This window comes from Variovorax sp. P4_D9 (assembly GCF_056401695.1).
This window is the reverse complement of sequence record NZ_JBFUIU010000033.1, coordinates 1-18,635: the sequence shown is the minus strand read 5'-3', so window position 1 is coordinate 18,635 and position 18,635 is coordinate 1. Positions and strand designations below refer to the sequence as shown.

15 protein-coding genes and 1 tRNA gene are annotated in these 18,635 nt (G+C 68.1%); 8 read left to right on the top strand and 8 right to left on the bottom strand.

Features of this window, described 5'->3' with window-relative positions; genetic code table 11:
• Positions 1-2: 2 nt before the first annotated feature.
• Positions 3-641 (bottom strand): endonuclease III, encoded by a 639-nt coding sequence (gene nth / locus AC1DY5_RS06065; RefSeq protein WP_478109647.1) that lies wholly within the window; start codon positions 639-641, stop codon positions 3-5.
• Between the two features lie 97 nt (positions 642-738).
• On the opposite strand from nth, the gene AC1DY5_RS06060 reads away from it, so the two are divergent.
• Both AC1DY5_RS06060 and AC1DY5_RS06055 read left to right on the top strand, forming a co-directional pair.
• Positions 739-1,926 (top strand): aminotransferase-like domain-containing protein, encoded by a 1,188-nt coding sequence (locus AC1DY5_RS06060; RefSeq protein WP_478109644.1) that lies wholly within the window; start codon positions 739-741, stop codon positions 1,924-1,926.
• A gap of 146 nt (positions 1,927-2,072) precedes the next feature.
• Positions 2,073-4,331: a PhoX family protein gene (locus tag AC1DY5_RS06055; RefSeq protein ID WP_478109640.1), complete on the top strand. Its 2,259-nt coding sequence runs from the start codon at positions 2,073-2,075 to the stop codon at positions 4,329-4,331.
• Positions 4,332-4,348: 17 nt separating this feature from the next.
• Here AC1DY5_RS06055 and AC1DY5_RS06050 read toward each other — a convergent pair whose 3' ends face one another.
• From AC1DY5_RS06050 to mfd, 4 genes are read right to left on the bottom strand one after another with little or no spacing between them, the layout of a single operon-like run.
• Positions 4,349-5,590 (bottom strand): cystathionine gamma-synthase family protein, encoded by a 1,242-nt coding sequence (locus AC1DY5_RS06050; protein ID WP_478109638.1) that lies wholly within the window; start codon positions 5,588-5,590, stop codon positions 4,349-4,351.
• 5 nt (positions 5,591-5,595) lie between these two features.
• The gene (serB, locus tag AC1DY5_RS06045; protein ID WP_478109635.1) at positions 5,596-6,315 is read right to left on the bottom strand and encodes a phosphoserine phosphatase SerB; all 720 of its coding nucleotides are present in this window, start codon (positions 6,313-6,315) and stop codon (positions 5,596-5,598) included.
• Positions 6,312-6,944, bottom strand: coding sequence for a hypothetical protein (locus AC1DY5_RS06040; RefSeq protein WP_478109632.1), 633 nt, complete (start codon positions 6,942-6,944; stop codon positions 6,312-6,314). The genes serB and AC1DY5_RS06040 overlap by 4 nt, the downstream gene beginning before the upstream one ends.
• 44 nt (positions 6,945-6,988) lie before the next feature.
• Entirely contained in the window at positions 6,989-10,474 is a 3,486-nt protein-coding gene (gene mfd / locus AC1DY5_RS06035) for a transcription-repair coupling factor (RefSeq protein ID WP_478109630.1), read from the bottom strand.
• Between the two features lie 106 nt (positions 10,475-10,580).
• On the opposite strand from mfd, the gene ispD reads away from it, so the two are divergent.
• Positions 10,581-11,291 carry a 2-C-methyl-D-erythritol 4-phosphate cytidylyltransferase gene (ispD, locus tag AC1DY5_RS06030; protein WP_478109626.1) on the top strand — a complete coding sequence of 237 codons (711 nt, stop codon included), beginning with the start codon at positions 10,581-10,583 and terminating at the stop codon, positions 11,289-11,291.
• Entirely contained in the window at positions 11,288-11,773 is a 486-nt protein-coding gene (gene ispF, locus AC1DY5_RS06025; RefSeq protein WP_478109623.1) for a 2-C-methyl-D-erythritol 2,4-cyclodiphosphate synthase, read from the top strand. Before ispD ends, ispF begins: the two co-directional genes overlap by 4 nt.
• Here the strand turns inward: ispF and AC1DY5_RS06020 are convergent.
• Positions 11,770-13,218, bottom strand: a complete 1,449-nt coding sequence (locus tag AC1DY5_RS06020) for an ATP-binding protein (RefSeq protein WP_478109672.1) — start codon at positions 13,216-13,218, stop codon at positions 11,770-11,772. The two genes, ispF and AC1DY5_RS06020, sit on opposite strands and share 4 nt — an antisense overlap.
• 71 nt (positions 13,219-13,289) lie before the next feature.
• A complete protein-coding gene (gene ompR / locus AC1DY5_RS06015) occupies positions 13,290-14,021 on the bottom strand; it encodes an osmolarity response regulator transcription factor OmpR (protein WP_028250078.1) in 732 nt (243 codons plus the stop codon).
• 172 nt (positions 14,022-14,193) lie between these two features.
• Here ompR and AC1DY5_RS06010 point away from each other — a divergent pair, with 172 nt between their 5' ends.
• Entirely contained in the window at positions 14,194-14,487 is a 294-nt protein-coding gene (locus AC1DY5_RS06010; RefSeq protein WP_478109622.1) for a hypothetical protein, read from the top strand.
• Positions 14,488-14,552: 65 nt separating this feature from the next.
• The gene (locus AC1DY5_RS06005; protein WP_478109669.1) at positions 14,553-15,242 is read left to right on the top strand and encodes an SIMPL domain-containing protein; all 690 of its coding nucleotides are present in this window, start codon (positions 14,553-14,555) and stop codon (positions 15,240-15,242) included.
• 27 nt (positions 15,243-15,269) lie between these two features.
• On the opposite strand, the gene AC1DY5_RS06000 is transcribed toward AC1DY5_RS06005, so the two are convergent.
• A complete protein-coding gene (locus AC1DY5_RS06000) occupies positions 15,270-16,040 on the bottom strand; it encodes a 3-hydroxybutyrate dehydrogenase (protein WP_478109620.1) in 771 nt (256 codons plus the stop codon).
• Positions 16,041-16,289: 249 nt separating this feature from the next.
• On the opposite strand from AC1DY5_RS06000, the gene AC1DY5_RS05995 reads away from it, so the two are divergent.
• Together AC1DY5_RS05995 and AC1DY5_RS05990 are read left to right on the top strand one after the other, a co-directional pair.
• A complete protein-coding gene (locus tag AC1DY5_RS05995; protein ID WP_478109667.1) occupies positions 16,290-18,437 on the top strand; it encodes a RelA/SpoT family protein in 2,148 nt (715 codons plus the stop codon).
• A 48-nt stretch (positions 18,438-18,485) separates the two neighbouring features.
• Positions 18,486-18,562 (top strand) — tRNA-Val (locus AC1DY5_RS05990).
• Positions 18,563-18,635: the final 73 nt, after the last annotated feature.

Genomic DNA, 18,635 nt, shown 5'->3' with positions numbered 1-18,635 from the left:
MTTCAGGGCACCGGCGTCTTCGGCTTGTAGTCGCACCAGGCCGCCACGGCGCATTGCCAGCACAGCGGCTTGCGCGCCACGCAGACGTAGCGGCCATGCAGGATCAGCCAGTGGTGGGCATGCAGGCGGTAGGCCTCGGGCACCCGCTTCTCGAGCTTCTGCTCGACCTCGAGCGGCGTCTTGCCGGGGGCCAGCCCGGTGCGGTTGCCGACCCGGAAGATGTGCGTGTCGACGGCCATGGTGGGCTCCCCGAAGGCGACGTTGAGCACCACGTTGGCGGTCTTGCGGCCGACGCCGGGCAGGGCTTCGAGTTCGGCCCGCTTGCGCGGCACCTCGCCGCCGTGCAACTCGACCAGCATGCGGCAGGCTTCGATCAGGTGCTTCGCCTTGCTGCGATAGAGTCCGATCGTCTTGATGTAACTCTCAAGGCCCTCGACGCCCAGGTCCAGGATCGCCTGTGGCGTGTTGGCGACCGGGAACAGCTTTCGAGTCGCCTTGTTGACGCCGACATCGGTGGCCTGCGCGGACAGCAGCACGGCGGCGAGGAGTTCGAACGGCGTGTCGTATTCGAGCTCCGTCTCGGGCGTCGGATTGGCCGCCTGTAGCGTGGCAAAGAACGGCTCTATGTCTGATTTCTTCATCGTGGCGGGAGTGTAGGGGCCGGCGCCGGGCCGCCCGCGGTGAGGGACGTGGAGGCTGCGACAATCGCTGTCTGCAACACCTCCGAAGAAGGCCCTCATGCAATTCGCTTCCCGTCTGGACAACGTCGAAACCTCCGCCATCCGAGAACTCTTCAAGCTGCTGGGCACGCCCGGCATCATCAGCTTCGCGGGCGGCTTCCCCGACAGCGCGATGTTCGATGTCGAGGGCCTGAAGGAGGCCAGCGCTAGGGCACTCGCCGAAGAGCCCGGCGGCGCCCTGCAGTACGGTGCCACCGAGGGCTACGAGCCGCTGCGCACGCAGCTCTCGGCCTTCATGAAGACTAAGGGCGTCGAGGTCGACCCGAGCGGCCTGATCGTGACCACCGGCAGCCAGCAGGCGCTCGACCTGCTGGGCAAGACGCTGATCTCCCCGGGCGACAAGGTTATCGTCGAAGGCCCGACCTTCCTGGCGACGATCCAGTGCTTCCGCCTGTACGGCGCGCAGCTGATCAGCGCGCCGATCGATGCCGACGGCGTGCGCACCGACGAACTCGAGAAGCTGATCGCCGAGCACAAGCCGAAGTTCGTCTACTTGATCCCGACTTTCGGCAATCCCAGCGGCGCGATGCTGAGTCTGGAGCGCCGCCGCAAGGTGCTCGAGATGGCGGTGAAGCACCAGACGCTGATCGTCGAGGACGATCCCTACGGCGACCTCTATTTCAACCAGCCGCCGCCGCCGTCGATCATGGCGCTGACCCGGGAAGTTCCGGGCAGCCGCGAGTTGGTGGCGCACTGCGGCAGCCTCAGCAAGGTGCTCAGCCCCGGCCTGCGCATCGGCTGGATGATCGGCCCGGCCGGGCTGCTCGCCAAGGCGACCATGTGCAAGCAGTTCAGCGACGCTCACACCAGCACCTTCGCCCAGGCCACCGCGGCGCAATACCTCAAGAGCGGCCGGATGCCCGCCACGCTGGCCAACGTGCGCAAGGTCTATGCGGAACGGGCCCAGGCGATGGGCGAGGCGCTCYGGCGTGAACTGGGCGACGCGGTCACCTTCACGCAACCGGGCGGCGGCCTGTTCTTCTGGGCCCGCCTGACCGGTGCCGGCGGCAAGATCGCGGATGCCAACGTGCTCGCCAAGCGGGCCATCGAGAAGCTCGTGGCCTTCGTGCCCGGCGCGCCCTTCTTCGCCGAGAAGCCGGACGTCGCAACGCTGCGGCTGAGCTTCGCGACCGCCAACGTCGAGAAGATCCGCGAGGGCATCGCGCGGCTCGGCGCGGCGCTCTAGTCTTCGCTCGACCGCCGGCGGTTCCGATTGCGCAGGAGTCGCCGAGGCGTCATCGATCCGACACGTCGCTTTCTTCGCGGCGTCATCCGTCGCCCCTACCTTCATGGGTTGATCTCCCGATCTTCATATCCATGAAAGAACCACGAATGACCGCGAACATCCCCTCTGAAGCGCCACAGATCGACCCGGACGACATCGGCTACAACAAGACATCGAACCCTTCCTTCCGCGACCTGGTCGAGGCGCGCCTGAGCCGCCGCAAGCTGTTCGGCCTCGGCGTCGGCAGCGCCAGCGTCGCGCTGTTGCAGGCCTGTGGCGGCGGCAGCAGCAATGGCTTCCTTCCTGTTGCCACCGCGGCCCCGGCACCCGCTCCGGCCCCGGCACCCGCGCCGGCGGCTGCCCCAGCGCCGGCCGCCGCCAAGCTCGGCTTCAGCGCCGTGCCGAAGAGCCTGGCCGATGTTGTGTCGGTGCCCCCGGGCTATACCGCCAGCGTCCTGTACCGCCTCGGTGACCCGATTGCGGCCGGCGTGCCGGCCTATCTGAACGACGGCACCGACGCGCCCGCCAGCTACGACCGGCGTGCCGGCGACCATCACGACGGCATGACCTTCTTCGGCATCGACGCCTCGAACAAGTGGGACCCGGCCGCCGCGGCGCGCGGCCTGCTCGCGATGAACCACGAAGCCATCACGTCGCTGTTCCTGCATCCCACCGGCCAGACCACCGTCGGCAGCGGCAACGCCGCGGTGCGCAGCGTGGCCGCCGAGGTGCAGCGCGAATTCTTTCTGCACGGCGTCAGCGTGATCGAGGTCGCCAGGAACGGCAGCGCCTGGACCTACAAGCAGGACTCGGCCTTCAACCGCCGTGTCCACACGCTGACCGAGATGCAGTTCTCGGGTCCGGCGGCGAAGACCGACTACCTGAAGACCAAGTACTCGAGCGACGGCAGCAAGACCCGCGGCACGGTCAACAATTGCGCCAACGGCACCACGCCCTGGGGCACCTATCTCACCTGCGAAGAGAACTGGGCGGGCTACTTCCGCCGCATCGCGGCGAACGACAACCCGAGCCGCAGCGCGAAGGAGATCGCGGCCTTCGGACGCTACGGCGTCGCCGGCACCGGCCGCGAGCTGTGGGCCACCGTCACGCCCGACACCAGCGACAACCTCTATGGCCGCTGGAACACGGAGGTCATCAGCGGCGCCGCCAGTGCCGTGGACGACTATCGCAACGGCGCCAACACCTACGGCTGGGTGGTCGAGATCGACCCTTTCACACCGGCCAGCACGCCGAAGAAGCGCACCGCGCTGGGCCGCTTCGGTCATGAGGGCGCCTGCCTCGGTCCGGTGGTGGTCGGCAAGCCGCTGGTCTGGTATATGGGCGACGACGCGCAGAACGAGTACATCTACAAGTTCGTCTCGACCAGGGCGTGGGACGCGGCCGACGTCAACGGCGGCATCGCGGCCGGCGACAAGTACATGGACGACGGCAAGCTCTACGTGGCCCGGTTCAACGCCGACGGCACGGGCAACTGGCTCGAACTTGCGCTGGGCGTCAATGGCATCACGGCCGGCAACGCTGCCTATGCCTTCAGCGATGCGGCGGACGTGTTGGTCAACGTCCGTCTCGCGGCCGACGCGGCCGGCGCGACTCGGATGGACCGGCCGGAGTGGACGGCCGTCAACCCGAAGAACGGCGAGGTGTACGTGACCCTCACCAACAACACGGCGCGACCCGTGGGCGGCACCGACGCCGCCAATCCGCGTTCCTACAACGATCCCAAGGGCCCGAGCCAGACGGCGCAGAAGGGCAATCCGAACGGCCATGTCGTCCGCTTCGCCGATGCGAACGGGAACCCTGCTGCCACGACCTTCAAGTGGGATGTCTACTTGTTCGGCGCGCGCTCCACGGCGGCGGCCGACATCAATCTGTCGGGTCTGGTCGCCGACAACGATTTCTCCAGTCCCGACGGCATGTGGTTCAGTTCGGCGACCGCCGGTCTGCTTTGGCTCGAGACCGACGACAGCAAGTACACGGACGTGACCAACTGCATGATGCTGGCGGCGCTGCCGGGCCAGGTCGGCGATGGTGACGCGAAGACCATCACCAACGTCGACGGTGCCACCAGCGCCACGCAGGCGACCTTCGTCGGCAAGGCGCCCGGCACCGAGGGGCTGCGCCGCTTCCTGGTCGGTCCGAAGGATTGCGAGATCACCGGCATCGCCGAATCCGGCGACGGCCGCGCGCTGTTCGTCAACATCCAGCACCCGGGCGAGACCACGCCGATCGCCAACATCAGCGCCCCGATCCTGTTCGGCAGTCACTGGCCCGAAGGTGGGACGGCGCGACCGCGCTCGGCCACGGTGGTGATCACGAAGGACGACGGCGGCTTGATCGGGCTCTGAGGCGAAGGCTCCGGAGCTCAGGCGATGGCTTGCTCGAAGTCCGCAACGAGCTCGTCCGCCGACTCCAGCCCGACCGAGACCCGGACCAGCCCGTCGGCGATGCCCATCTCGGCGCGCACCGCGGGGCCGGCTTCCCAGTAGATCGTCGGCGCGACCGGGATCACCAGCGTGCGGTTGTCGCCCAGGCCGGTGGCCTTGATCGCGAGCTGCATCCGGTCGAGCACCGCCGGCATGCGCGCGCTGTCGCGCAGCTCGAAGGCCAGCAGCCAGGAGCCGGCCTCGAAGTGCTTGATCGCCAGCGCGTGCTGCGGATGGCTTTCGAGCATCGGGTAGTGCACGTTGGCGACCGCCGGATGGGATTCGAGAAAACGCGCCAGCGCCAGGGCCGTGGCGCTGGTCTGCGCCACGCGCAGCGCCAGCGTCTCGGCGCCCAGGCTGATGCGGTGGGCCTGCTCGGGCGCCAGCGTGCCTCCCATGTCGCGCAGACCCTTCTTGCGGATCTGCTGCAGCCCCCACTGGCGTGGATCGAGGCCGCGATAGCTTTCCGCGATGTCGGGGTAGCCCTGCCAATCGAATTCGCCGGTGTCGGTGACGGCGCCGCCCAGCGCAGCGCCGTGTCCCGCGATGGTCTTCGTCAGCGAGTTCACGACCAGTCCGGCGCCGACGCTCTTCGGCCGGAACAGGGCGGGCGAGGTGATCGTGTTATCGACCACATAGAGCAGTCCGCGCTCGCGGCACAGCGCGCCGATGGCTTCCAGGTCGGGGATCTGCGTGCCGGGGTTCGCGATCGTCTCGACGAACACCATGCGGGTCTCGGGCCGCAGTGCCGCGCGAACCTTCTCGACCGACTCGGCATCGACTTTGCTGACCGCCACGCCGAGCTCGCCCAACGTGCCGAACAGGCTGTTGGTGTTGCCGAAGACGAAACGGCTGGCCACCAGGTGGTCGCCGGCACGCAGCAGCGTCAGGAAGAGGGCGCTCAAGGCGGCCATGCCGCTGGCGAAGCAGATGCTACCGAAGCCCTGTTCGAGCTGGCTGATCTTGGCCTCGAGCGCCGCCGTGGTCGGCGTGCCTTGCCGCGCATAGCTGAAGCTGTTCTTGCGCGTGCCCTGGAAGACGCCGATCAGGTCTTCGGTGCGCTCGTAGCCGTACTGCACCGAGGTGGGGATCGGCTTGTGGATCGCGCCATGTTCGACGCCGCCGCGGCGATCGGCATGCAGCGTCGCGGAGGCGGGCAGAGGAGACTTGTCGTCGGCCATGTCGGCTACCGAAGCACTTCGAGCAGGCGGTCGAGGCCGCCCTCGTTGATCGCCACCATCGCCTGCTCGCGCACCTTCGGCTTCGCGTGGTAGGCCACCGAGAGGCCGGCCTCGGCCATCATCGGCAGGTCGTTGGCGCCGTCGCCGACGGCGATCGTCTCGGCCGTGGAGATGCCGAGCAGCGAGGCCACCTCGAGCAGGGTGCGGCGCTTTTCGGCGCCGTCGCAGATGTCGCCCCAGGACTGCTGCACGACGCGGCCCGTGAGCTTGCCGTCGGCCTCGTCGAGCAGGTTCGAGCGCGCGAAGTCGATGCCCAGGCGATCCTTCACGCGGTTGGCGAAGAAAGTGAAGCCGCCCGACACCAGCAGCACCTTGAGCCCGGCCGCCTTGCAGGCCGCCACCAGCTGCTCGGCGCCCGGATTGAGCTGCAGGCGCTGCTCGTAGACCTGCTGCAGAGAGTCGACCGGAACGCCCTTGAGCAGGGCCACGCGGCGACGCAGGCTTTCCTTGAAGTCCTTGATCTCGCCGCGCATCGTTGCTTCGGTGATGGCCGCGACCTCGGCTCTCTTTCCGACCGCATCGGCGATCTCGTCGATGCACTCGATGTTGATCAGGGTCGAGTCCATGTCGAACGCGATCAGCTTGAAGTCGGTGAGCGCGAGCGGCGGCGTGAAGCGCTGAATTGTGAGGCCGGGCGGCAGGGCAGGGGCGGAAGCGGGATTCATGTTCGGGAGAGATAGTGTCGGTCGGACCAGGTGGCGAGCCATTCAGGGCGGTAGGCGACGAACACCGCCGCCAGCATGCCGGTGACGATGCCGTCGCTCCAGGCCATGAGCCACAACGCGACGTTGGATGCCATGGTATCGATGGTCGGCGCCGCCCGCGGGGCCGAAGGGGCTAACTGCGACAACCAGGCGGCCGCGAAGGCGCACAGCACGGTGCCGATGAAGGCCCGCACGAGGATGTAGACGAAGGGATTGCGCGGCAGCCAGCTGCGCACCGCCCCGCCCACCGCCAGCGCCAGGGTCGCGGGCAACATGCCCTGCCAGAAGGCCAGCGAGAGCATCTCGGCCGGCGCGAGTTGGCCGACCAGCCCGGCGAGCAGCGCGACCGCGAGCAGCACCGGCACCGCAAGCGGCCAGCCCAACATCAGCAGCACCAGGCAGGCGCCCGACCAGCGCAGCGACAGCGGCATCGGGTGCAGCAGTGCCGGCAGCGCCCACAGCCAGGGCAGCAGCACCAGTGTCGCCAACCCGGGCCCCAGCAGCCGTCCGGCGGCCAGCATCCGCCATGGCCGCAGCGACAGCGCCGCGACCAGCGCGAGCACGAGGAGGGCGAGTTCCAGGAATTGCATCGACGGCCTCGTCAGCTGAGTTCAGTGCGATCCGTTTTCCGAGGTCACGCGGCCGCTGCCTCGTGCTGCTTCGGCTGCCCCAGCGAGCGCAGCACATCGCGCACCATCTGGGCGCGCTCCTTCGGCTCCTTCAGCTCGCGCTCGATGCGCAGCTTCTCGTTGCCGGCGAGCTTGATGTGCTTGTTCTTCTGGATCAGGTGGATGATGTTCATCGAGTCGATCGGCGGGTCTTTCTTGAAAGTGATGTGGATCACCCCTGGCGCGGCGTCGACCTTGATCACGCCGTAAGGCCGCGCCAGCACCCGCAGGCGATGGACGTCGATCAGCGTCTGCCCCTGCGGCGGCAGCTTGCCGAAGCGGTCGACGATCTCTTCTAGCAGCGTGTCGATCTGGTCCGGCGTCTTGGCGGTCGCCAGCTTCTTGTAGAAGGACAGCCGTAGGTGGACGTCGCCGCAGTAGTCTTCGGGCAGCAGTGCCGGCGCATGCAGGTTGATCTCGGTCGTCACGCTGAGCGGCGCCAGCAGGTCCGGCTCCTGGCCGGCCTTCAGCGAGCGCACCGCCTCGGCCAGCATCTCGTTGTAGAGCTGGAAGCCGATCTCCATCATGTTGCCGCTCTGGTTCTCGCCCAGCACTTCGCCGGCACCGCGGATTTCCAGGTCGTGCATCGCGAGGTAGAAGCCGGAGCCCAGTTCTTCCATCTGCTGGATGGCATCGAGCCGCTGCGCCGCCTGCTTGGTCAGGCCATCGATGTCCGGCACCATTAGGTAGGCATAGGCCTGGTGATGGCTGCGGCCGACCCGCCCGCGCAGCTGGTGCAACTGCGCCAGGCCGAACTTGTCGGCGCGGCTCATTACGATGGTGTTGGCGCTCGGCACGTCGATGCCGGTCTCGATGATGGTCGAGCACAGCAGCAGGTTGTAGCGCTGGGCCACGAAGTCGCGCATCACGCGCTCGAGTTCGCGCTCCGGCATCTGTCCGTGGGCCACGGCGATGCGAGCCTCGGGCAGGATCTGCTCGAGCTTCTGGCGCMGGTTCTCGATCGTCTCGACCTCGTTGTGCAGGAAGTAGACCTGGCCGCCACGCTTGAGCTCGCGCAGCACGGCTTCGCGAATGACGCCGGTGCCCTCATTGCGCACGAAGGTCTTGATCGCCAGCCGCCGCTGCGGCGCGGTGGCGATCACGCTGAGGTCGCGCAGGCCCTCGAGCGCCATGCCCAACGTGCGCGGGATCGGCGTCGCCGTCAGCGTCAGCACGTCGACCTCGGCGCGCATCGCCTTCATCGCCTCCTTGTGGCGGACGCCGAAGCGGTGCTCCTCGTCGATGATCAGGAGGCCCAGGTGCTTGAACTTGACCGACTGCGAGAGCAGCTTGTGCGTGCCCACCACGATGTCCACGCCGCCGTCCGCCAACCCCTTGGCGGCGGCGGTGATCTCCTTGGCGGAGCGGAAGCGGCTCATCTCGGCGACCTTCACCGGCCACTTGGCGAAGCGGTCGACCAGCGTCTGGTAGTGCTGCTCGGCCAGCAGCGTGGTCGGCGCCAGGAAGGCCACCTGCTTGCCGCCGGTCACGGCGACGAAGGCGGCGCGCAGCGCGACCTCGGTCTTGCCGAAGCCGACGTCGCCGCAGACCAGCCGGTCCATCGGCTGCGGCGAGATCATGTCCTGGATCACCGCGTGGATCGCGCCTTTCTGGTCGGCGGTCTCGTCGAAGCCGAAGTCGTTGGCGAAGACCTCGTAGTCGGCGGCCGAGAAGCGGAAGGCATGGCCTTCGCGCGCCGCGCGGCGGGCATAGATGTTGAGCAGTTCGGCGGCTGAGTCGCGCACCTGCTCGGCGGCCCGCCGCTTCGCCTTCTCCCACTGGCCCGAACCGAGCTTGTGCAGCGGCGCCTCGTCGGCGCTGACGCCGGTGTAGCGGCTCACCAGGTGCAGCTGCGACACCGGCACGTAGAGCGTGGCCTTGTCGGCGTATTCCAGGTGCAGCATCTCCTGCAGCAGCGGCTTGCCCTCGACGTCCTTGCCCTGGCCGAGGTCCATGTTGACGAGCCCGCGATAGCGGCCGATGCCGTGCGCCGAATGCACCACCGGATCGCCGATCGCCAGTTCGCTCAGGTCCTTGATCAGGGCCTCGACGTCGCTGACCTGCTCCTGCTTATTGTTGCGCCGGCGCGTGGCGGGCGCGGTCGCGAAGAGCTCGGTCTCGGTGACGAAGTCGATGCCCTGCTCGCGCCAGGCGAAGCCGGCCACGAGGGCCGCGGTGGCGATGCCGATCCTCTCGTCGGGCTGCGCCTCGAATTCGGCCAGCGAGTCGAAGGCCGGCGGTCCGACGCCGCTGGCGCGCAGGAAGTCGAGCAGGCTCTCGCGCCGGCCATTGCTCTCGGCGATCACGAGCACGCGGTGCGGCGTGCTGCGGATGTGTTCCTTGAGCTTGACCAGCGGGTCGTCGGCGCCGCGCACCACGGCGAAGGGCGGCAGGGTGTCGAACTCGGCGTAGGGCGGCGCATCGGTGGCGGCCTCGCCGCGGATCGCGAGCTGCGCGTGCGGCTTGGCCCGCTGGTAGAACTGCTCGGCATTCAGGAACAGCGCCTCGGGCGGCAGCGCCGGCCGTTCGGGGTCGCCCTGCACCAGCCGGAAGCGCTCGCCGGTGTCCTGCCAGAAGTGCTGGAAGGCCGGCTCCAGGTCGCCGTGCAGCACCACCGTGGCATCGGGCCCGAGGTAGTCGAAGACGGTCGCGGTCTCTTCGAAGAACAGCGGCAGGTAGTACTCGATGCCGGCGGTGGCGACGCCGTTGCCCATGTCCTTGTAGATCCGGCTGCGCGTCGGGTCGCCTTCGAGCAGCTCGCGCCAGCGGCTGCGGAAGCGCGCCCGCGCGTCGTCGTCCATCGGGAACTCGCGGCCCGGCAGTAGGCGCACTTCAGGCACCGGGTAGAGGCTGCGCTGGGTGTCGGGGTCGAAGGTGCGGATCGAGTCGATCTCGTCGTCGAACAGGTCGACCCGGAACGGCACCGGCGAGCCCATCGGGAACAGGTCGATCAGGCCGCCGCGCACCGCGTACTCGCCCGGGCTCACGACCTGCGTCACGTGGGTGTAGCCGGCCAGCGTGAGCTGGGCCTTGAGCTTGGAGTCCTGCAGCTTCTGGCCGCTCTTGAACTGGAAGGTGTAGCCGGCCAGGAAGGCCGGTGGCGCCAGTCGGTAGAGGGCGGTGGTGGCGGGGACCAGCACCACGTCGGCTTCCTTCTGGCTGATCCGCCAGAGCGTCGCGAGCCGCTCGCTGATCAGGTCCTGGTGCGGCGAGAAGCTGTCGTAGGGCAGCGTTTCCCAGTCGGGAAACAGCGCGCAGCGCAGTTCCGGCGCGAAGAACGCAATTTCGTCGATCAGCCGCTGCGCGTCGTTGGCATCGGCCGTGAAGATGGCGGTCGCGCGRCCGGCCGCCTTCTCGCGCGCGGCCAGTTGCGCCAGCATCAGCGCGTCGGCCGACAGCGGCGGTCGCGGCAGCGTGAAGCGCTTGCCCGCCGTGAGTTGGGGGAGGTCCATGAGATGCCCGGGAAATGCAGAACACCCCGCGCCGGTTGGCGAGGGGTGTGCGGTAGGCCGATTCTAGAATGGCTCACCTTTCGCCGCTGGCTTCCGTCGCTCCTCCATGTCCGTTTCCCGTCTTTACGTCCTGATCCCCTGCGCGGGGTCCGGCAGCCGTGCCGGCAGCGCCGGCCCCAAGCAATACCGTCGCATCGCCGGCCGGCCGATGGTCGAGCACACGCTGGCGGCCTTTCGGGCGCTGGCCGGCACCTTCGCCGGCCTGGCGCTGGTGGTGGCGCCCGACGACGCCGATGTGGGCATCGTGCTGCCGCGCTTTCCGGGCCAAGGCGAGCACCTGCTGCGAGTCGGCGGCGCCAGCCGCGCCGCGACCGTCCGCAACGGGCTGCGCGCGCTGCGCCAGGCCGGCGCCGGTCCGCACGACTGGGTGCTGGTGCACGATGCGGCGCGCTGCCTGGTCACGCCGACCCAGATCGAGGCCCTGGTCGCCGCCTGCGAGCACGACGCGGTCGGCGGTCTGCTGGCGCACCGACTGGCGGACACGCTCAAGGTGGCCAGCCCCGAAGGCCGGGTCGCGAGCACGCCGACCCGCGCCGACAAGTGGCTGGCCCAGACGCCCCAGATGTTCCGCATCGGCATGCTGCTCGATGCCCTGGAGCGCAGCGGCGACGCCGTAACCGACGAGGCCAGCGCGATCGAGGCGATCGGCCTGGCGCCGCTGCTGGTGCCGGGCAGCGCGCAGAATTTCAAGCTCACCTACGCTGAGGATTTCGCGCTGGCCGAGGCGGTGCTGCGCAGCCGCAGGAGCGCGCCATGAGCGGATTCGATATCCGCATCGGCGAAGGCTGGGACGTCCATCAGCTGGTCGCCGGCCGCAAGCTGATCCTTGGCGGCGTCGAGATCCCGTACGGCACCGGCCTGCTGGGGCACTCGGACGCCGACGTGCTGCTGCATGCCATCACCGATGCCTTGCTGGGCGCCGCCGCCCTGGGTGATATCGGCCGTCATTTCCCCGACACCAATGCGCAGTTCCGCGGCGCCGATTCGTCGCTGCTGCTGGCCGAGGCGGCGCGTCGCGTGCGCGCCGCCGGCTGGCAGATCGGCAATGTCGACAGCACCGTGATCGCCCAGGCACCAAAGCTCGCGCCGCACATCCCGGCGATGTGCCAGGGCATCGCTGCGGCGCTGGCCATCGCGGTCGAGCAGGTCAATGTCAAGGCCAAGACGGCTGAGAAGCTCGGCCCGGTGGGCGAGGGCAGGGCGATGGAAGCGCGCGCCGTCGTCCTGCTGCACCGCTAGGTCTTTCCGTTCGTCCCGGCCGCCCCGGCTGCGGGCCCAGGCTTGTCCTTGGCCGCCGCGGCGTCGGGCTTGATCGAAGCCGCGCGCGGCATCCGGATGTGGGCGGCCAGGCCGCGCCCCGGCGTGCTGGTGAGCGCGAAGGTGCCGCCCATGCGCTCGATGTTCTTGGTCACGATCGACAGCCCGAGGCCGGCGCCGGCCGCCGAGGTGCGCGCGACGTCGCCGCGGAAGAAGGGCTTGCTCAGCTGCGACAGCATCGCCGACGCCACGCCGGCGCCATGGTCGCGCACCTTGATCAGCACCGCATCGTTGTGCGCCTGGGCCTGGATCGTGATGTCGGCCACGCCAGTGGAGGGCGTCTTGCCGTAGCGGCGCGCGTTCTCGACCAGGTTGGAGATCACCCGCTGCAGCTCGACCTCGTCGGCCATCACTCGCAGGTCGCCGGGCACGTCGACCGTGATTTTGATGTCCTCGTGGTCCTGGACCGCGTAGGTGCAGGCGTCGATCACGTCGCGCAGCAGCACCGGCCTGAACTCGACATGGTCGGKCCGCGCATAGTCCAGGAACTTGTCGATGATGGCGTCGAGCTGCGCGATGTCGGCCGCCATGTGGTCGCGCGCGTCCTCATCGGCCACGCTCATCTCGGTTTCCAAGCGCAGCCGCGCCAGCGGCGTGCGCAGGTCGTGCGAGATGCCGGCCAGCATCACGGCGCGGTCCTGCTCGATCTTGGCGAGCTGGTCGGCCATCCGGTTGAAACCCACGTTGACCGCCCGGATCTCGTTGGTGCGGGCCCGCTCGTCGAGCCGGTGCGCCTCGTACTCGCCCTCGCGCACCTGCAGCGTGGCCTGCGACAGCTGCTTCAGCGGCCGGTTGATCAGCCGCGTGATCAGCGCCGCGCCGGCCAGCGACAGCGCCATCGTGGTCGCCAGCCAGATCAGCCAGGTGCGGCGGTCGAGGCGGCTGAAGCGGGTCGGGTCGACCAGCAGCCAGTAGGTGTCGCTCTCGATCGTGAAGCCGACCCAGAGGCCGGGCTCGTCGTTGACCCGGCTCGCCACGGTGGTGCCCTCGCCGAGCCGGGCGATCAGTTCTTCGGTCACGCGCTGGTCGAGCGCGCCGCTGGTGTAGGGGGTGAAGCGGTCGCCCGGCTCGCGCGGCAGGATCCGCACGCCTTCCTGGTCGGCCAGGGTCTTGATCAGCGAGACCCGGGTGATGGCGTCCGAATAAACCAGCGCCGCCCGCGTAAGGTTCACCAGCGAAGCGATCTGGTGCGCCGTCTGAATGGCGCGTGGCTCGTATTCGAGCGCGCGGAAGGTCTGCAGCCAGGCCACCGTACAGCCGATCAGCAGCAGCACCAGCAGGAAGAAGGTGCGCCAGAAGAGGCTGAGGCCCAGGTGCAGCCGCTTCCTGCGGCGCCGCGAGCCGATGCTTCCGAGCGGGCTCGGCAGCGTACCCTGGGTGCTGTCCTCGAGCGGGCTGGGCTGGGTGGTCTGGGGGCCGATGCCTGCGGCCACGAGCTTCAGGTCGTGCCGTCCGGCACGAACACGTAGCCGACGCCCCAGACCGTCTGGATGTAGCGCGGCGCTGCAGCGTCGGATTCGACCAGTTTGCGCAGACGCGAGATCTGCACGTCCAGGCTGCGGTCGAAGGGTTCGAATTCGCGGCCGCGGGCCAACTGCGCCAGCTTCTCGCGCGACAGCGGCTGTCTCGGGTGGCGCACCAGCGCCTTCAGCATGGCGAACTCACCGGTGGTCAGCGAGAGTTCTTCGCCGTCCTTCTTGAGCGTGCGCGAGCCGAGGTCGAAGCTGAAGGGCCCGAAGTTGACGGTCTCGTTGTCGGTCGAAGGCGCACCCGGCGCCTCCAGCGGCGGGCGACGGCGCAGCACCGCATGCACGCGGGCCAGCAGTTCGCGCGGGTTGAAGGGCTTGCCGAGGTAGTCGTCGGCGCCGACCTCGAGTCCGACGATGCGGTCGACGTCCTCTCCCTTAGCGGTCAGCATGATGATCGGCGTGCGGTCGTTGGCGGCGCGCAGTCGGCGGCACACCGAGAGGCCGTCCTCGCCCGGCATCATCAGGTCGAGCACGATCAGGTCGACGGTATCGCGAAGCAGGATGCGGTTGAGCGCCTTGCCATCTTCCGCCACGATGACCTCGAATCCTTCCTGGGTCAGGTAGCGGCGCAGCAAGTCGCGAATGCGTGCGTCGTCATCGACGATCACGATCTTGTCTGTGCGAGCGGGAGCTTGATTCATTTTCACAACGCCGAATTTGTAACAGCGCCAATTCTGAAGCCGTTGATGGCTCATTGGCCGGCTTTGGGCTAGGTGTTGACACTAAGTTACAAAACTTGCGGCCGCTATCGGCTGGGACGCCATCGCCTTGCAAGGCGATGGCACAGTGAACTTGTCGTCACTTTTTGCCGCCATGAAATCCACCTTTCTCATGTTGTCGTTGCTGGTTGCCGTCTCAGGCTTGCCGGCCTGGGCCGGGTCCACCGGAATGCTGTCGGCGAACGCCGCTCCGCGCGTCGACGCCCGGGAGGCCGGCGGCCGGCGTCTGACGCCGGCCGAACTCGCCCAACTGCGACAGCAGGTGCGGCAGCAGTGGGCGCCTGCGCAGGATGGCGTGCATTCGGCAGAATCGCAGTCGGCGGAGCGCATGATGCCGGACGCCTCGTCCCGGGGCGCACTGACCGCTCCGCGCAGTCAGCGGCCCTGAGCCTCCGGCTCGCGGGCCCTTTCTCTTTCGTCCGAGGATTTGCCGATTTGAACAATGCCAAATGGATGGCGGCCTGTGCCGTCTTGCTGGGCGCGGGCACTGCCGCGGCCCAGACCGTGAATCTCGCACCCCCGCAGAACGTGCTTCAGCTGTCGGCCAATTCGACCGTCGAGGTCCAGCAGGACCTGCTGACGATGACGCTCAGCACCACCCGGGAGGCGGCCGATGCGGCCACCGTGCAGAGCCAACTGCGGATCGCGCTCGATGCCGCCCTGGCCGAAGCGCGCAAGAGCGCCCAGCCCGGCCAGCTCGATGTCCGGACCGGCAATTTCAACCTGGCGCCGCGCTTCAGCCGCGAAGGCAAGATGACCGGCTGGCGCGGCACCGCGTCGCTGGTTCTCGAAGGTCGCGACTTCCCGCGCATCACGCAGACCGCAGGCCGCATCGGCACGCTGATGATCGCCAACATCGGCTTCGGCCTGAGCCGGGAGCAGCAGGCCAAGACCGAGACCGAGGCGCAGGCCGTGGCGATCGAGAACTTCAAGCARCGCGCCGACGAACTCGCCAAGGGATTCGGCTTCGCCGGCTACACGCTGCGTGAAGTTTCCGTCAACGCCCACCTGGGCGGCCCGRTGCAGCCGCGCATGATGGCCATGGAGGCGATGGCGAAATCGGCCTCCGACGCGCCGGTGCCGATCGAGGCCGGCAAGGCCAACGTGATAGTCAACGTCTCGGGCTCGGTGCAGCTCAAGTAGTCAGCCGGCGGCAAGGCGGGTCGGTGTCTACTGAGCGGTCCAGCCGCCGTCCACCTGCCAGGCCACGCCGCGCACCTGGTCGGCGGCCGGCGAGCACAGGAACACCGCCAGCCCGGCGAGTTGTTCCACCGTGGTGAATTGCAGCGAGGGCTGCTTTTCGCCCAGCAGGTCGTTCTGCGCCTGCGCCAGCGAGATGCCTTCGCGGGCCGAGCGGTCGTCGATCTGCTTCTGCACCAGTGCGGTCAGCACCCAGCCCGGACAGATCGCATTGCTGGTGATGCCGGTGGTGGCGGTCTCGAGCGCCACCGACTTGGTGAAGCCGACGATCCCGTGCTTGGCCGCCACGTAGGCCGACTTTTGCGCCGAGGCCACAAGGCCATGCGCCGAGGCGATGTTGATGATGCGGCCCCAGTTGGCTTCGCGCATGGCCGGCACCGCGAGCCGGGTGGTGTGGAAGGCGCTCGTGAGGTTGATCGCGATCACCGCGTCCCAGCGCTCCACCGGGAAGTCCTCGACCTTCGCGACATGCTGGATTCCGGCGTTGTTGACCAGCACGTCGACGCGGCCGAAGCGGCCGGCGGCGAACTTCATCATTTCCTCGATGTCGGCCGCGCGGCTCATGTCGGCACCGTGGTGCTCGACCTTCACGCCGAGCGCGGCGATCTCGGCCTTCGGACCTTCCGAGTCGCCGAAGCCGTTGAGAACGATGTTGGCCCCCTGGGCGGCCAGGGCTTTTGCGATGCCGAGCCCGATGCCACTGGTGGACCCCGTGACAAGCGCGGTTTTGCCTTTGAGCATGATGACGATCTCCGAATGAATTAGGATGCAACGAGCCCATTATCTTCATCGAGATCCCGCCTGTTCCATGACCGAGCCCGCCCTCTCTCACGTGCTTCGTGAAGCTTTCGGACCCGCGTGGTGGCAGTCTCTGTTTGGGCGCAGCGATCCATGAAGCGCGAACAGTCCAATCTGCACGTGCCGGCGCCGTCCGAGTCGCTGGTGGTCGACTATCCGCTGTCGGCGGCAACCGCCGAGCGGACACCGGTGATGGCCAACATGCTGGCGCGCGCGCGCGCCTTCGCCGAGCCGCTGATCGCAGACGAGACGCTGGACACCGGAGAGAACACGCTGGCGCACGCCGATGCGGTGGCCGCCATCGTGCGTGCCATGGGCGGCTCCGAAGCCATGCAGGCGGCCAGCTACCTGGTCTATTCGTGCCAGCACCTGAACCGGCCGCAGGAGGTCATCGCCAAGGTGTTCGGCGACAACTTCGCGGCGCTAGCGGTCGAGACCACCAAGCTCGTGCACGTGCAGAAGCAGGCCCGTTCGGCCACCGCCAATGCGCAGCTGGCCGACGGTGCCAGCACTCAGCAGACCGAGAACGTTCGCAAGATGCTGCTGGCCTTCTCGCGCGACCTGCGCGTGGTGATGCTGCGGCTCGCTTCGCGGCTGCAGACCCTGCGCCACGCAGCGGCCAGCAAGCAGCCGCTGCCCGAGAACGTGGCGCGCGAATCGCTGCAGGTGTTCGCGCCGCTGGCCAACCGGCTGGGCATCTGGCAGGTCAAGTGGGAGATCGAGGACCTGTCGTTCCGCTTCCTCGAGCCCGAGACCTACAAGCTGATCGCACGCCTGCTCGACGAGAAACGCATCGAGCGCGAAGGCTATGTCGAGCAGTTGCGTGCCCGGCTCGAACGCGAGCTGGCCGCCGAAGGCATTCAGGCCAAGGTGCAGGGCCGGCCGAAGAACATCTACAGCATCGTCAAGAAGATGCGCGGCAAGTCGCTCGACTTTGCGCAGGTCTTCGACATCATGGCGCTGCGMGTCGTGGTGGCCGACGTCAAGGACTGCTATGCGGCGCTGGCCTGGGTGCACTCGCACTTCCAGCCGATTGACGAGGAGTTCGACGACTACATCGCGCGGCCGAAGCCCAACGGCTACCAGTCGCTGCACACGGTGGTGCGCGACGTGGTCGACGGCCATGTCGGCAAGCCGATCGAGATCCAGATCCGCACCGAGGAGATGCACGACCATGCTGAGCACGGCGTGGCCGCACACTGGGCCTACAAGGAGGCCGGCCACAAGGGTTACGCGGGTGTCTGGGCCAGCGGCGAATACGACGCCAAGATCGCGGTGCTGCGGCAACTGCTGGCCTGGGAGCGCGATCTCTCGGGCGGTCAGCGCGGACAGGGCCTGTTCGACGACCGCATCTACGTGCTCACGCCCGACGCCGCGATCGTCGAGCTGCCGCAGGGCGCGACCGCGGTCGACTTCGCCTACACGGTGCACACCAGCCTCGGCCACCGCTGCCGCGGCGCGCGGGTCGACGGCGTGATGGTGCCGCTCAACACGCCGCTGCAGAACGGCCAGACGGTCGAGATCATTGCGGCCAAGGAAGGCGGGCCGTCGCGCGACTGGCTCAATGGCGAGCTCGGCTATCTGGCAAGCCATCGGGCCCGCGCCAAGGTGCGGGCCTGGTTCAACGCGCAGATCACCCACGAGACGGTCGCGCGCGGCCGCGAGGCGGTCGAGAAGCTGCTGCAGCGCGAAGGCAAGACCGCGCTGAAGCTTGACGACCTGGCGTCGCAGCTGGGCTTCAAGTCGGCCGACAACCTGTTCGAGGTGGTGGGCAAGGACGAGTTCTCGCTGCGCAACATCGAGATGCTGCTGCGGCCGCCCGAGCCGGCGCCCGGACCGGACGACGGCGTCATCATCAAGAAGGCGCGCGGCAGCGAGCAGTCGGGCCGCGGCGGCGTGCTGGTGGTCGGTGTCTCGTCGCTGATGACGCAGCTGGCCAAGTGCTGCAAGCCGGCTCCGCCCGACGCCATCCGCGGCTTCGTGACCAAGGGCCACGGTGTCAGCGTGCACCGTTCGGACTGCAGCAACTTCCGCACGATGGCGGCGCAGAACGGCGAGCGCGTGATCGAGGTCGAGTGGGGCGCGCAGAAGGGCGGCGATGCCGCCTCGGTCTACGCGGTCGATGTCGCGGTCGAGGCCGCCGACCGGCAGGGCCTGCTGCGCGACATCTCGGATGTGCTGGCACGCGAGAAGATGAACGTGATCGGCGTGCAGACGCAGTCGGTCAAGGGCACGGCGTGGATGACATTCACCGTGGAGATCGCCGATGTCACGCGGCTCAAGCAGGTGCTCGCCGTGGTGGCCACGGTGTCCGGCGTGCGTTCTGCGCGACGCCGCTGAAAAGTGCCCGAATAGCCTGCTATACTTCGGCCTCTCGAATGCAACCTCAGGCGCGTAGCTCAGCTGGTTAGAGCACCACCTTGACATGGTGGGGGTCGTTGGTTCGAGTCCAATCGCGCCTACCAAATTTCCCCTCTGAGAGAGACCAGCTCTCAGGCCCTCGGGGAAATTTTTCTCTCTCCTCCGATTCTTTTTTCC